The 16,019-nt window shown below is 47.5% G+C and carries 7 protein-coding genes; 4 read left to right on the plus strand and 3 right to left on the minus strand.

Annotated features, from left to right (window positions below; translation table 11 throughout):
* Position 1: 1 nt before the first annotated feature.
* Positions 2-1,351 carry an HlyD family type I secretion periplasmic adaptor subunit gene (locus R7P35_RS02535; protein ID WP_053307833.1) on the minus strand — a complete coding sequence of 450 codons (1,350 nt, stop codon included), beginning with the start codon at positions 1,349-1,351 and terminating at the stop codon, positions 2-4.
* A 9-nt stretch (positions 1,352-1,360) separates the two neighbouring features.
* A complete protein-coding gene (locus tag R7P35_RS02540) occupies positions 1,361-1,717 on the minus strand; it encodes a hypothetical protein (protein WP_318091645.1) in 357 nt (118 codons plus the stop codon).
* 194 nt (positions 1,718-1,911) lie between these two features.
* On the opposite strand from R7P35_RS02540, the gene R7P35_RS02545 reads away from it, so the two are divergent.
* The 4 genes from R7P35_RS02545 (at position 1,912) to R7P35_RS02560 (ending at position 15,238) form a co-directional block, all read left to right on the plus strand.
* Positions 1,912-11,550 (plus strand): tandem-95 repeat protein, encoded by a 9,639-nt coding sequence (locus tag R7P35_RS02545; RefSeq protein ID WP_318091647.1) that lies wholly within the window; start codon positions 1,912-1,914, stop codon positions 11,548-11,550.
* 432 nt (positions 11,551-11,982) lie between these two features.
* Positions 11,983-12,336: a hypothetical protein gene (locus R7P35_RS02550; RefSeq protein ID WP_005453713.1), complete on the plus strand. Its 354-nt coding sequence runs from the start codon at positions 11,983-11,985 to the stop codon at positions 12,334-12,336.
* 121 nt (positions 12,337-12,457) lie between these two features.
* Positions 12,458-14,458 (plus strand): methyl-accepting chemotaxis protein, encoded by a 2,001-nt coding sequence (locus R7P35_RS02555; RefSeq protein WP_149191581.1) that lies wholly within the window; start codon positions 12,458-12,460, stop codon positions 14,456-14,458.
* 300 nt (positions 14,459-14,758) lie between these two features.
* Positions 14,759-15,238: a Dps family protein gene (locus R7P35_RS02560; RefSeq protein ID WP_005388254.1), complete on the plus strand. Its 480-nt coding sequence runs from the start codon at positions 14,759-14,761 to the stop codon at positions 15,236-15,238.
* A gap of 91 nt (positions 15,239-15,329) precedes the next feature.
* Here R7P35_RS02560 and R7P35_RS02565 read toward each other — a convergent pair whose 3' ends face one another.
* Positions 15,330-15,944 carry an HAD family hydrolase gene (locus R7P35_RS02565; protein WP_054866642.1) on the minus strand — a complete coding sequence of 205 codons (615 nt, stop codon included), beginning with the start codon at positions 15,942-15,944 and terminating at the stop codon, positions 15,330-15,332.
* Positions 15,945-16,019: the final 75 nt, after the last annotated feature.

The raw sequence follows: 16,019 nt of genomic DNA on the forward strand, positions 1-16,019 counted from the left end.
ATCACCTCTCATCGAATGCGTCTTCGATAGCCGACATAACCGGCTTCGCTGCGTATTCGATCACCCGGCGTGAACCTGTTTTCACGTCTGCGGTAAACTCCATATAAGGGGACAGCTTGTATTGTGTGCCTCCGCGCTCTAGATAGTTTTGACTGATTTGGATTTCCGCGAGATAGAATTCAGCGTCTTCTTCTTCATAAGAAGAACGGCTGATCGATGCAATTCGACCTTCCAAAAATCCGTATTTGGCAAAGTTGTAGGTATCCATCTTCACTTTGACCGCTTGTCCGATTTCTACAAAGCCCATGTCTTTACGAGGGATCTTCGCCTCTCCGTGAAGGGCGTTATTGATCGGTGCAATGTCCGCGATGCTTTCACCTGGCGGTATCACAGCGGAGCGGAAGTTGAAGTGCACTTTATCTACTACACCGTCAATAGGGGCGTAAACCACGAGGCGATCCACTTTATCTGAGTGTTGAGGACGTAATATACGTTTCAACTTTAAGTCCTTGTTTGCTTGAATGATTTGTGCTTGATACTCGGCATTACGATTCTCCACCAAGTCTCGGTACTGCTTCTCTAGTTTGTCGAGTTGGAAGCGCTCATTCATGACCGACTCATCAAGGTTTTCTATCTCACGCACCATGTTTGACTCTTGAACCTGCATATTCAGAACATCGACGTAAGACGCCATTTCCTCTTTGTACAAGGTGTTCTTAATATTGAGCTGCTTGCGTATCAAGGAGAGCTGGTTCTCGGAGCTTTTACGGCGCTTGAGCATTGAATCAATAAGCGAATTCTTATGTTGGATATCGTGAGTGATCAACTCTTCATTGGAACGGTTTTTAGAAAATTCTTGCTGCCAGGTATTCATGTTGACTTGCACTAATTCTGGGTAGTTTTCGATGTAGGCAGAAAAATCGGGTTCCACCATATCGCGCAGGCTTTCGTAACGAATCTTGTCTAGCTCTAGCTGAATGATCTCTGTGTTTACCGTATCGAGTTGAGTGTTTCTATCCAGAGAGCGAAGGCGTGCAATAGGCTGACCTTCGTAAACTACTTCGCCTTTGCGCACTAGCATTTCTTCTAGAATACCGCCTTCAAGGTGTTGCACTTTTTCGATGTCAGATTCGAGCAATAGCTCACCGCGCACCGACACCACAATGTCGATACGAGCCTGAGATGCCACGGCGATAGCCACCATGGAAAGCAAAAAGATAACCAGCAAGGTTTTGTGTACGCTGGTCATTGCACTGGCTAGCACGATTGTATCGTCTGTTGTTACCTTCGAAGCTTCGTTGTTCGAAACGAGCGCCTTTTTGAGGTGATGTTCTATTTGCTTATTACTCATGAGCCACCCCTACGATTCACTACCTGTGCGGCTATCGATTGAATTTTCGATTTTTAACAGCTGGCTAATTTGTTTGTTTACGTTGTTAAGCTCGGTTTTAACGTCCTCGATCAATTCATTAGAAGCAGGGAAATGGTGTTTGTTTAAGTGTTCAATCTTTGCCAATTTTGGTGGTAAGTCGTCATCACATAACAAGACGAGAATGGTCTTTAGTCTTTTTGAATAACATCTGAGTGCTTCAAAACGGTTTTGTTTATGCAGCATCTCAATATCAATCCCTGCGTCACTGAAATCTTGGTAAAAATCGCCTAATAGCAATTGCAGCCCTTTATGGCTGTTGTCGACTGAGCGCAACAGATTTGTCATATTTATCATTATCCCACCGCACTAATTGCTTTAATGACAACAAGTAAGGATCTTTATACTGGGTTTTCAAATTTTTTTGTTTTTATGGAACTCGAAAGGTATGAAAAAAGTTGTATAAAAAAGTTGGTTTCTAAAAATGGTGTCCTTTACTGCCTCTAAATACGATCAGTTAGCTAAAAGCAACGGAGGCTGTAATGGCAGGCGACACTAATCAAGAAAAAGACAATGAAAAGCTTAACGATGCGGTAGAGCAAACAGAAACGAAGGATACGGGGACAAAAGAAGAAAAACAGCAGTCGACCGTCTCTTCGACTGTAGCGACCGGTGCTGAAAGTGCAGATGCTGTTGATGAAGCCAATCGTGCGATGGAAGAAAATCCTAGTGGCGCGGGTACGGAAGAAGAAGCAGTGAGCTCGGGTGGCGCAGTTCAAGAAGAGGATACTGAAAGTAGCAGCGACTCTGACGCTACACAATCCAATGTTGTTGATAGTGTAGCTTCTAGCGGAGAATCAGGTGACGAGGCTCTGGGCAGCGATGGTTCGGATTCTGGGGCGGGTGCTCAAGCGGTCGGTGGTGGTGATGCCTCTGGCTCTGAAGGTGGTTCGGACGCAGAAGGCAATGAAGCGCAAGGACAAGCGGTACAAACTTCATCTGCGCCAAGTGCTTCTTCAGACTCTGAAGGTTCTCAAGGTGGTGACGAGCTAGATTCAGAAACCACTGAAGAGAGCTTCGCGGTGGATGTACAAGACACTAGCGAAGAAACCACGACGCAAGTAGAAGACGATTTTGACTCCGAAACTACGAGCGAAACGTTCCAAATTAAAGTCGAAGGTGAAAATGACGCGCCAGAAGTAGGGCAAGATCTGGCATACATCATGGATGAAGATGGCACTATTACCTTCACGCAAGAACAACTTCTCGGGTACGCGAGTGATGTTGATGGCGATAATCTTGCCGCATTCAACGTGCAAGTGGGTGCTAATGCATCGGTTGTGGATAATGGTGATGGCACTTATACCGTCACACCTGATACAGATTTTAATGGTGAACTCGACTTAACGTTTGATATCAGTGATGGTCAAGAAACCATTTCTAGCTCGATTGATTTAACTGTTCGTCCAATCAATGACGCACCAGTGCCGGAAGATAAAACCTTTGAGATTGAAGAGGATGGTACGCTGATCTTCACCGATGCTGACCTGCTTGCTGGCGCAACGGATATTGAAGGCGATAACCTCACAGTTGAAGGTGTGAGTTACGATGGTGGCGACGGCATCCTGACCGACAACGGTAATGGGACTTATAGTTTTGCGCCAAATGAAAACTTCAATGGTGATGTAAACTTCAGCTTTGATGTTTCCGACGGCACAGATACGGTTTCTGCCAACATTGATGTCAGTGTTACGCCTGTCGATGATGCGCCAGTATCAGGCAATCTTGCTTACTCGGTGGACGAAGATGGCTCGATTCGTTTGAGCCAAGAGCAGTTGTTGTCGCAAGCTTCTGATGTGGAAGGCGATGCACTGACGGCTTCTAACCTTTCGGTAGATGGCAATGCGACGGTGACTCAAAATGACGATGGTAGCTTCACCATCACGCCGGACGCAGATTTCAATGGTGATATCGACATCAGCTTCGATATCTCAGATGGCACGAACACCGTTCAAGCAACCGCTGACCTAACCGTTAACCCAATCAACGATTTACCTGTTCCTCAAGACCAGCAGTTCAGCGTGGAAGAGGACGGAACTCTGATCTTCACCGATGCAGACCTGCTTACTGGCGCAACGGATATTGAAGGCGATAACCTAACGGTTGAGGGCGTAAGCTACGACGGTGGCGACGGCATCCTGACCGACAACGGCAATGGGACTTACACGTTTGCGCCAAATGAAAACTTCAATGGTGATGTGAACTTCAGCTTTGATGTGTCCGATGGCACAGATACGGTTTCTGCCAACATTGATGTAAGCGTCACGCCAGTCGATGATGCGCCAGTGTCTGGCAATCTTGCTTACTCGGTGGACGAAGATGGCTCGATTCGTTTGAGCCAAGAGCAGTTGTTGTCGCAAGCTTCTGATGTGGAAGGCGATGCACTGACGGCTTCTAACCTTTCGGTAGATGGCAATGCGACGGTGACTCAAAATGACGATGGTAGCTTCACCATCACGCCGGACGCAGATTTCAATGGTGATATCGACATCAGCTTCGATATCTCAGATGGCACGAATACCGTTCAAGCAACCGCTGACCTAACCGTTAATCCAATCAACGATCTGCCTGTTCCTCAAGATCAACAATTCAGTATGGAAGAGGACGGCACTCTTCAATTTACTGATGCAGATCTGCTTGCAGGTGCTACCGACATTGAAGGCGATGACCTTTCTGTAACGGGAATCAGCTATGAAGGCACCGACGGCGTTCTAACTGACAATGGCGATGGCACATATAGCTTTGCGCCAAATGAGAACTTCAACGGCGATGTGAACTTCAGCTTCGACGTATCTGATGGCACAGATACGGTTTCAGCGAATGTAGATGTGAGCGTCACGCCGGTGAATGATCCTCCGGTGGCTGGTTCAACGTCTTACACGGTTCACGAAGACAACTCTATTACCATTTCTGACGCGCAACTGTTGGCAAATTCTTCGGATTTAGAAGGGGATGTCTCGATTGATAGCGTGAGCTACTCTGGCAGCGATGGTGTGTTGCAAATCAATGGTGACGGTACGTACACCTTCTCTCCAAATGAAAACTTTAATGGTGAAGTGACGCTTGATGTCGTCGTCGCTGATGAAGAAGGCGCAACGGATGCCACCACTGCTGGTATTACGGTGCTGGAAGTGAACGATCCACCAGTCGCTGGACCAACTTCTTACACTATTGATGAAGATTCAGTTCTGACGTTTAGTGAGTCGCAAGTGCTGTTGAATGCCTCTGATGTGGAAGGCGATGTAGAGCTTGTTGGCATTAGCTATGATGGTCCGGATGGCATTTTCACCGTTAACGATGATGGCACGTGCAGCTTCGCGCCAAACGAGAACTTTAACGGACAAGTTCAACTTGATGTGACCATTCGAGATGAAGATGGAGCTGAAGTTGATACCGTCATCAATGTGAATGTATTGCCAATCAATGATGCGCCAGTATCGGGTGATTTGGCTTACAGCGTTGATGAAGACGGTGCGATTACACTCAGCCAAGAGCAGCTTCTTTCTCAAGCGTCTGATATTGAGGGCGATGACCTGACTGCTAGCGATTTGACTGTCGATGGAAACGCAACCGTTACAGCGAACGACGATGGCAGCTTCACGATTACGCCAGATGCGGACTTTAATGGTGACATTGATATCCAATTCAACATTACGGACGGCACAGACACTATCCAAGCAACGGCGGATCTAACGGTTAATCCGGTTAACGATCTTCCTGTTCCTCAAGACCAGCAGTTCAGTGTTGAAGAAGATGGCACGCTTCAGTTTACCGATGCAGACTTGCTTGCTGGCGCGACCGATATCGATGGCGACAACTTAACGGTTGATGGCATTAGCTACACAGGCAGCGATGGTGTGTTGACTGACCACGGTGATGGTACTTACACCTTTGCACCAAATGAAAACTTCAACGGCGATGTCAGCTTTAGCTTTGGTGTTTCTGACGGCACTGAGACAGTACCTGCCAATGTGGACGTGAGCGTCACTCCAGTGAACGATCCTCCGGTTGCGGGTTCTACGTCTTACACGGTTGATGAAGATAATGCGATTACGATTTCCGACGAGCAGCTTCTGGCTAACTCTTCAGATGTGGAAGGCGCAGTGTCCATCGATAGCGTGACCTATTCAGGCACCGATGGCGTATTCCAAGACAACGGTGACGGCACTTATACCTTCATGCCGAATGAGAACTTCAGTGGTGATATCAGCCTTGATGTGATTGTGGCGGATGATCAAGGTGCGATTGACGAAACGACCGCAGGCATTACGGTCATTGAAGTGAATGATCCTCCAGTTGCCGGTCCAACGTCTTACACGATTGATGAAGATTCAGTACTGACATTTAGTGAGTCACAAATTCTTGCCAACGCATCTGATATCGAGGGTGATGTAGAGCTTGTTGGCATCAGCTATGAAGGCTCGGATGGTATCTTTACCGTCAATGGCGATGGTACTTGTAGTTTTGCGCCAAACGAGAACTTCAATGGTCAAGTTCAGTTGGATGTGACCATTCAAGATGAGAATGGGGCAACCGTTGATACGCACATCAATGTCGATGTATTGCCAATCAATGATGCTCCGGTATCAGGTGACTTGGCTTACAGCGTGGATGAAGATGGTTCTATCACTCTCAGCCAAGAGCAGCTTCTTGCACAAGCGGGCGATGTGGATGGCGATGACCTAACGGCATCTAACCTGACTGTTGATGGCAATGCGACCGTTGTTGCGAACGACGATGGTAGCTTCACTATCACACCGGATGCAGACTTCAATGGCGATATTGATCTGAGCTTCGACATTACGGACGGTGATGCAACCATTCAAGCGACTGCCGATCTGACTGTTAATCCAGTAAACGACTTACCAACGGTTGGTCAGCCACAGTTCGTCACGCAAGAAGACACCAGCTTCACCTTTACCGAAGAGCAACTGCTGCAAAATGCAGGTGATATCGATGGTGATAACCTAACGGTTGAAAACGTTGCTTCTGACAGCGGTACTTTGGTTGATAACGGTGACGGCACGTACACGTTCGCACCGAATGAAAACTTCGATGGCAACGTGAACGTGACGTTTGATGTCAACGATGGCACTGCAACCGTGCCAGCAGAAGCGAACATTGATGTTCAATCTGTGGTTGATATGCCAGAGCTGTCTATTGCTTCAGACTTGGTGATTGCGTCTGATAACTTCGAGTCTGGCTCGAACGGTTGGAATGCGAACACTGAGAGCTCACAAGGCTTCGAAACGGGCGACATGTTGGGTCGTATTGGTGGCACTGGCGGTGATGAAGCGGTCAGCAAAACCTACGAGATCCCAAGCGATGTCAATGAAGTGAATATCTCATTTAGCTTCTACGAAATCGATTCTTGGGATGGCGAGTCGTTCCAAATCTTTGTGGGTGGCGAACAGCTAACCACCTTGGAGAACTCCGCGTTCCGTACCCAAGATGGTACGACAACGCTTTACGACTCAGATGGCAATGAAGTGGGTGAAGTGATCCACGGAGCCTCTCAACGTGAAGGCTTCAGTGGTTGGAATGACCAAGCTCACCAAATCAATCTGACGGTTCCTGTCGAGGATGGTGAACTGCAACTCGGCTTCGGTTCAACCTTGAATCAAGACGTTTGGGATGAATCGTTTGGTATCGACAACATCGAAATCACGGTAGCGGACGCGGATTACCAAATCATTGGTACCGAAGATACACCAGTGCCGCTTGATATCGATGCAGCATTAACCGATACCGATGGTTCAGAAAACCTCGCTATCTTGATTGAAGATGTGCCAGAAGGCAGCTCATTATCAGCGGGTGTTGATAATGGCGACGGCACTTGGTCACTGCAACCAGGCGAGCTAGAAGGGCTAGAGTTTATTCCTTCTGCGGACTTCAATGGCGATGTAACGCTAACCGTGAATGCAACCTCTACGGATGTAGATACAGGTACAACAGCGACAGCGACGCAAGATGTGACGATTCATATCTCGCCAACCAATGATGCACCAGAAGTAACGGGTGACATCACCGCAGTCACTGCCGAAGACAATAGCATTACGCTAACTCAAGAGCAGTTACTGGAGCACGCTGTTGATATCGATGGCGATGACCTAAGTGCAATCAACCTGAGCACCAATGATGAAAATGCAACGGTTGAAATGAACGAGGATGGCAGCTACACCATTACTCCAAGCGAGAACTTCTACGGCGACATTGAGTTTAGTTACGATGTCACGGATGGCGAAGAAGTGGTTGCGGCTGGTCTCGACTTAACAGTAACGCCAGTCAATGACGCGCCAGAGCCACAAGATCAAGCGTTCACCGTGGGTGAGGACGGTCTTCTTACCTTCACAGACGCAGACTTGTTAACAGGCGCGACGGATGTAGAAGGTGACAACCTAACCGTTGAAGGTGTGACTTACACTGGCGCGGACGGTGTCCTAACCGACAATGGCGATGGCACGTACAGCTTCGCACCGAATGAGAACTTCAATGGCGATGTGAACTTTACGTTCGATGTGTCAGACGGTACGGATACGACCTCTGCCAACATTGATGTGAGTGTGACGCCAGAGAACGATCCTCCGGTTGCGGGCAGCACGTCTTACACAGTACATGAAGACAACTCGATCACCATCAGTGACGAGCAACTACTGGCTAATTCGTCGGATATTGAAGGCGACGTAGACATCAGTAGTGTGACTTACAGTGGCAACGATGGCGTCTTCCAAGACAATGGCGATGGTACGTACACCTTCTCTCCAAACGAGAACTTCAATGGCGAGGTCAGCCTAGATGTTGTAGTTGTCGATGAAGAGGGTGCGACAGACTCAACCACTGCGGGTATTACCGTTCTTGAGGTGAACGATCCACCAATCGCAGGTGCGACAAGTTACTCTGTCAATGAAGACGAAGTCATTATCTTCACGGAAGAGCAACTACTAGCGCAATCAAGCGATGTGGAAGGTGACGTGAGCCTAGAAAGCGTCTCTTACAGTGGTAGCGATGGCATTCTAACGGCGAATGACGATGGCACTTATAGCTTCGCGCCAAATGAAAACTTCAATGGTGGCGTAAGCCTAGACGTAGTAGTGGCTGATGAAGACGGTGCAACTGCGACAACCAACGCGAACATCGATGTATTGCCAGTCAACGATGCTCCGGTATCTGGCGACTTGGCTTACAGTGTCGATGAAGACGGTTCAATCACATTGAGTCAAGAGCAGTTACTGGCTCAAGCGGGTGACGTCGACAGCGATAATCTAGAAGCGGTGAACTTAACCGCGGTAGCCAATGCGACCGTTGTTGAGAACCAAGATGGTAGCTTCACGATTACGCCTGATGCGAACTTCAATGGCGATATCGACCTAAGTTTCGACTTGATTGATAACGATGGTGCGAGCGTGGAAGTGGGCGTCGACCTAACGGTGAACCCAATTAACGATGCGCCGCAATCAACGCCAGTGAATATTGCTGGCACCGAAGATACCACCATTCTTATTACGCAGGACATGTTGCTTGCTAACGCGACAGACATCGACAACACCTACGATGAACTGTCTGCTGTCGACCTAGTGATTGATGAGCAATACGGTGACTTGCTAGACAACGGCGATGGCACTTGGTCATTCACTCCAGCTGAGAACTTCAACGGCGATGTGCCAATGTCGTTCGGCGTCAGCGATGGTGATTTAGTGACGCCGGTTGAAGGCAATCTAAACATCGAAGCGGTTAATGATGCACCAGAAGCGCCAACCATCCAGATGCAAGGCGAAGAAGATGTGGTCATGGTGATTGACCCAGCTTACATCGCTGATCAAGTTACGGATCTTGATGGTGACGAAATCAGCGTAGAAAGCATCACGGTTCGTGCGCCTGCAAACGCGACATTAACCCAGCAACCAGATGGTATGTACCACTTGGTAACCACTCAAGACTTCAATGGTTTGGTGGAACTGGGCTACACCGCGACGGATGGTGAAGAAGTGGTTGAAGGCTCGTTGAATGTGGATGTTATCCCAGTCAACGATGCTCCATTCAATGTGGGTAATGCCTTTATGGCAACCGACGAAGATGGCGCATTCACCTTCGACGCTGGCGACCTGATGAACTTGTTTGGCGATATCGATACTGAAAACCTAGTCGTATCACGCATTATCACCGCAGAAGGTGAAGATGGTGGTGAGGTAACAGACAACGGTGACGGTACTTGGACATTCACACCGACTGGCGATTTTGCAGGGGTTTCTGACTTGCAAGTTGTGGTAAGTGACGGTGAGTTTGAGACGGTACTTGATGTACCAGTGTTTGTTCGCCCTGTTGCGGATGGCGCAGTCATCACAACCGACCATGATGGTCCGTTAGTGTTCGGTGAGGACGAAACGGGTCACCTAGGCTTGAATGTCGGTCTAATCGACGATTCAGAAACGCTAAGTAACCTAGTGATGACTGGTTTCCCTGTTGGCTTCGAAGTTACGGATGGTGTGAACACCATTACCATCACGGAACCGGGTCAATACATCGACTTGAACGAGTGGAATATTTCAGACCTGCAAATGACGCCTCCAGCTGACTTTAATGGCGAGTTCTTCGTAACCGTGACCGCAACAACGGTGGATTATGGTGACGAGCCAGAAGAGTTCGAAGATGGCATCGATTCAGGTGACTTCGAAACCCTAGCGGGTGAACCAGTTATCCTAACCGCTGATGACCTAATCGGATTGGCAGAGAATGTGGACGCTGACGCGGGTGATGAAGTGAAATTCGTTCACCTAGCTGATCGCAGCCAAGGTGAGATTGTCGATAACGGTGATGGCACATGGACATTCAATCCAGCACCAGGCTTTACTGGTGAAGCGGATATCGCTTACGTGATTGATAAAGACGGTGTGCTTCATGATGAGCAAACAGGTGTGGTCGTGAAAGAAGATGCGCCACAAGAGAATGCTTCTCCAGAAATCGACAGTATTTCTACCACAGAAATGGCAGCGGATGGCACCTTGTCGTTCACCAATGATGACATGCTATCGACCTTGAGCGATGCAGAAGGCGACAGCTTGAGCATTGAGTCAGTGAGCCTAATGGAAGGTCAAGGTGTGATAGAGACCGATAACCAAGGTAACTACCAATTCACACCAGCAGAAGGCTACACCGGAGATGTTCAAGTTGGTTTTATTGCAACTGACGGTGAAAACCGCATTGAGAGCTTCTTTAATGTCGACATCCAAGGTGAAGGTGAAACCACTACCAGCGAAGGCTACGCACTGGCTGATGATGGCTCACTAACACTAACGGAAGCACAGTTGATTGATGAGCTTGGCATTAGCCCTTCTGCAGAAGTGTTGGATGTCGCCGATGCAAACGATGCTGGTTTCTTTGCGAAATCAGGTGATGAAGAGTGGACATACTGGCCGAACGATGACTTCGATGGCAATTTGGCTATGGATGTTCAGGTCAACGACAACGGTGAAGTATCGACTCAGAATCTGAGCATCCAAGTTGCGGACGATTCAGCGCAAAGCGACGAGCCACAAATCCAAACTGCTCAAGCATCATCAGAGCAGCAAGTTGGCGAAGCGCAACAGCCTGAAGAGCAAGCAGCAAACGGTGCAGACAGTGAAGAGGAGAGCGCAGCTGATGTGACTGCAGCATCAGGCGATACCATTTCTATCTCGGTTCCAGATGAGGTCAGTGGTAACGAATCGGTGGATTATGCAGAAATGTCCGGTCTACCTGATGGTGCATTAGTAAGCAACGCACTGGATAATGGCGATGGCAGCTTCACATTAAGTGGCAACCTGAACCAACCAGTATCGGTTGACTTACCAGAAGGTTACGAAGGTACGAGCGAAATCCAATTCCAAGGTTACGACGAATTGGGCAGCGCAGTAGAAGGTGCGAGTGGCACAGTTGAAGTTGAAGTCGATGATCAATACACCATGCAAGGTTCTGCTCAAGATCAGCAACCAGATATGGCGGGTATGGAATCTGGCGGCAGCGACTGGACAAGTGCAGGAGGTCAAGATCAAGGTGTTGACTTCACGGATGACTCTGGCAGCTTCGACTCGGATACTCAAACGGGTACTGACCAAGGCAACGATTTCGATCAAAGCTCAATGTAACCAGTCCTAGACGAGGGCAGTGTCATTGCTGTCCAAACCAAAGCCATGCAGAGTCTACTTTGCATGGCTTTTTTGTTGGTCTTCTTTCTATGAGCTGTAGAAAAAAACTTGGAAATTGAAAAAAGTATTCTTAGCTAGTTTATACCCAAGTAACCTCGAGATGTTAGGTTCAGCGAGAATGGCTTGGTTTGTAGACGCGGCGGCGATTTAAAGGTCTAGTGGGTCTAAATCAAGAATCGACAACAAAGTATACAAACCAAGACAGCTCGCCCTTCGGGAGCGTGTCATTGACTCGGTTTCTGTGTCAAACAACTTGGAAAGAGCTGACTATTACGCTGCGTTGTTTTCCTTGACCCCGAATCAATGACAACGCTCTGAATCCTGCATCTTGAAGTCACTTGGGTATAAGAGTCATTTACAAGGAGGAGCGACATGTACCGTTATGTCAGTTCGCCAAAAGCGTCAAAGTACATAGTACCGCCGCCACTGCATCGTGAGTTGTCGTGTATGGATGTGCCGGAGTCAGAACTTGAGATGCGTGAAATTCTGAACAATTGGTTTGCCGATGGATTGGCGCCCATCATTCAGAATGAAGACAATTACATCTCTGCTAATGAGCAACAGCGCTTTGAGCAGCTCAGCCGCACGGTGGGCGTGCTACTGCGTAATAAAGATTACTACTTTGCCACCAAGCGGATTCTTTCATTGTGGGAGCAAGACTGCTTAGAAACGACTTACGTTAATTATCTGATTTTACGTAGTGAGCGCATACCATACTTCGAATAAGTCCCATTTATCGGCTTAAAATAGTGGTTTACATGGTTTTCTTAGTAACTTTTGATACTTGTATTTAACATTTTTATAAACATCGTTATATTTAAGGCTCATCGTTGTCAGGAGTTTATGGATGAACCTTACGATATCAGGGAAGTTGCAGCTCAGTTTTGTGCTGCTAGCCGTACTTTTTATGGCATCAGCGGTATTTACGTATCGCAACGTCACCACCGTAGAGCAATACGCATCTTCGTTACTTAAATCCGATTTACCGACCGTCGACACCAGTCGCGGTATCCAACAGTCCGTTCAAGCGTCGCTGTCTTCTATTCGAGCCTACATGTTGCTAGGTGGCGATGAAGAGGCGAGCGCACGTTTGAGTGAGGACGTTCGCAATATCATGGCATCTACAGACGAGTCGCTTCCAACGTTGCAGGCTTTGATCTCTGAACAGGATTTTCAAGCGATTCAAAGTCAGTGGGATGCGGTAAAAGTCTCTTTGAACAAGCTGATTGAACTTAGCCACAGTGATGAGAACTTACCCGCGCACAACCTCTTTATTAACGAAGCGGCACCCATTGCAGAAGTGGCACTTGATCAGCTTCAAAGCTTAATCAACGAAGAGTCAGGAAACCCATTTGGTGGAGACAGAAAACGTCTGTTTAAAGTCTACGCCGACAGCTATACCTCGCTCGCCAATGCTCTGTCCGCCTTGCGAGATTTCCTGTTGTACGGGCAGCAAGATCACCTAGACAAATACCACGACTTGATTAAGTACCACAATCAGTCCGTGGCGGAAATCGACAGTAAACTCGACAGACTGACTGATAACGACCAATCATTGTGGTCACTGTTTAAGGAAATGCAGCAACTGTACTTTCCTTTAGCAGAGCAGGTAATTGCATTGCGTCAATCGCCAGAGTGGAATGAATCAAACTTGTTAATGGCGAATGAACTGTTGCCAACAGCGGATGCACTAGACCAAAGCTTAGAGACGATCGTATTGTCTCAGCAAAGTCGTGCTGATCAAAGCGGACAGGGTATTAATCAGTCGATCAAGAACGTACTGACCACTATGTTGATTGCAGCGGCATTAGTTTTGTTTGCCGCAGTAGCGATTTCAAAATACATGGGCAATACCATTGGTCGCCGAGTGAAAAACTTATCGGAGCGAGCCAAGACGATCGCTTCAGGAGATGTTTCTCAGCCTCCATTAACTGTTGTTGGGAAAGATGAATTGGCAGACCTTACCGATTCGATTAACCGCATGAACCAATCGTTAGCGAGCATCGTGGCAGGGGTGAGTGAAAAAGCGCACCAAGTGGATACCAGCATGGGAGCTTTGTTGGAATCGGCGCAAGTCACTTCATCGAATGTTGAACAGCAACAGACCAGCATTGTTGAAATGGGAAGCCAATTGGATGAAATCGCTTTAGCCGCGCGTAACACCCTAGATCAAGCCAACCAATCAGTGCAGAAGCTTTCTGATTCAAAAGGCGAGATTGAACAAGGTCGTGATGCTTTAGAGCAAAACAAAGTCACTATGGAAAGTTTGCACGGCAGCATTGAAACCGCGAGTACGCAGGTGACGCAGTTAAGCAAAGAGAGCGAAGCCATTGGCCGAGTTACAGAGGTGATTGAAGGCTTAGCAGAACAAACTAACTTACTGGCATTGAATGCCGCGATAGAAGCAGCGCGTGCGGGTGACCAAGGACGAGGCTTTGCGGTTGTGGCGGATGAAGTACGTATGTTAGCGACTCGCACTACTCAATCGACGACAGAAATCAACGGTATCATCAATGCGATTCAACGCTCGACCAATTCGGTGGTAGAGGAGATTGAACACAGTCAATCACTTGCGGAGCAGGGCGCTGAGCACATTGAAAAAGCGGTAACTCGTTTGCTCGTCACGACCGAGCAAATAGGTTCCTTGAATGAACAAATGGCAGAGCTTGCGGCAGCGGCAGAGCAGCAATCTCATGCGACCAATTCGATCACTGGATTGATGTCCGGTATTACTCAATCAGTGGATGAGGTTTCGAATAACAGCCAACGCGCATCAGAGACATCATTGCAAGTAAAAGAGCAAGTTACCGAACTGAATCAACAGATGGCAACTTTCAAAACGGCGTAGATAAGGTTTAGGTCTGTTCATCTACTTTTGAACGTTAACCAAATAGTAAAAAAGCCCCAATTCTTTTGACACAAAAAGGGTTGGGGCTTTTTGTTGGATGATACGCCGATATTCGTCTGCTTGCTCATTGGATTTGGCTATTTAAATCATAGTTAAAACCAAATTCTCTTCACCGAGCCGGAGTCGTAATATGACTCCATCGGCAGCAAATACTGCAAAAGAATTTTTAAACTTTATACCAATCCCGGTAAGAGAATCGTTCGTTACTACGATTGGTATCATCCTTCTAGGAGCAAGATTATGAACAAACAAGTAAGCCTAATTGGTCTAGACAGCGAACAATCAGCACAACTAGCTCAACAGCTAAATCAACTGCTAGCGCATTACCAAGTGTTGTACATGAACTCTCGCGGTTACCACTGGAACATTAAAGGTGCGCAATTCTTCGAACTGCACGTAAAATTTGAAGAGATCTACACTGATCTACAAACAAAAATCGATGAGCTTGCAGAGCGTATTCTAACTTTGGGGCATACGCCAGCGCACGCATTCAGCAACTACTTGGAAGCAAGTGAAATTAAAGAACATCAAAACGCGACTTCTGGTGAGGAGTGTGTACAAGGTCTGGTTCAAGGCTTTAGCGTTCTACTTCTAAAACAGCGTGAGATTCTACAAAACGCGGGTGAAGCAGATGACGAAGGTACAGCGGCATTGATGGGTGACTACATCCGTGAGCAAGAAAAATTAATGTGGATGCTTAACGCTTATCTACAAGGCTAAGCAGCGCATCACCCAAGCAATCCTTGGGAACGCATGAAACAATCGGGAATAAGTCATAAGGGGCACGTTGGTGCCCCTTTTTTTGTGTGCTTTATTTGCGTGGTAAGGATTGGAAATGGCTCAGTAAATCGCTGAGTTCATTAAGCGCCAACGAGGCTGAGTCATTGAAGGTTTCTTGATTCCCATGGCGCACAAGGCAAGAGGGCATCTGTGCGTTATACGCTGCCTGTAAGTCGTAAAGGTAATCGCCGACATAAAGCACTTCATCCGGCATCAGACGCCACTCTTTTGCCAACACCTGTAGAGACAAAGGGTCTGGCTTGGGCGGGAAGCATTCACGAGTGATGACTCGTTCCACTGAGATTTGGTTGTGTTCTAGTTTGCGCTGCGTGGCGATTTGACAGTTGCGCGTCACGATAGCGGTTTTGATTTCATTTTGATGTAAGTGGGCGAGCAATTCATGGCAGCCAATCATTGGAGCAGACTGCTCAGCATCAGAAATCTCGTAATCAAATATCACGTTATGAGCGTGCTCTCGATGATGAGGGTGCTCAAGTGCGTCGACAAAATCCAATAGATCTTCACTCTGCGGACAACCTAGCTGTTGTCGCAATTCGCCGAAGTTCATATCAGAACTCACCAAGGTGTTGTCTAAATCAAACACCACGGCTTTAATTTTATCGAGCTGTAAAGGGAATGGAATCATAATGACCTCGTACAACTTAACCGAACTATCGTTTTAAAAAACAAAAGGTTATTGTTAAGTTTAGATTCTCCTGCT

It is taken from the genome of Vibrio sp. Vb0304, assembly GCF_033338995.1.
GTDB classification, from domain to species: domain Bacteria; phylum Pseudomonadota; class Gammaproteobacteria; order Enterobacterales; family Vibrionaceae; genus Vibrio; species Vibrio alginolyticus.

What these genes read in the sequence shown, in the direction of transcription:
- R7P35_RS02535 (WP_053307833.1), bottom strand. Translation starts at nt 1,351, where the DNA reads ATGAGTAATAAGCAAATAGAACATCACCTCAAAAAGGCGCTCGTTTCG.
- R7P35_RS02540 (WP_318091645.1), bottom strand. Translation starts at nt 1,717, where the DNA reads ATGACAAATCTGTTGCGCTCAGTCGACAACAGCCATAAAGGGCTGCAA.
- R7P35_RS02545 (WP_318091647.1), top strand. Translation starts at nt 1,912, where the DNA reads ATGGCAGGCGACACTAATCAAGAAAAAGACAATGAAAAGCTTAACGAT.
- R7P35_RS02550 (WP_005453713.1), top strand. Translation starts at nt 11,983, where the DNA reads ATGTACCGTTATGTCAGTTCGCCAAAAGCGTCAAAGTACATAGTACCG.
- R7P35_RS02555 (WP_149191581.1), top strand. Translation starts at nt 12,458, where the DNA reads ATGAACCTTACGATATCAGGGAAGTTGCAGCTCAGTTTTGTGCTGCTA.
- R7P35_RS02560 (WP_005388254.1), top strand. Translation starts at nt 14,759, where the DNA reads ATGAACAAACAAGTAAGCCTAATTGGTCTAGACAGCGAACAATCAGCA.
- R7P35_RS02565 (WP_054866642.1), bottom strand. Translation starts at nt 15,944, where the DNA reads ATGATTCCATTCCCTTTACAGCTCGATAAAATTAAAGCCGTGGTGTTT.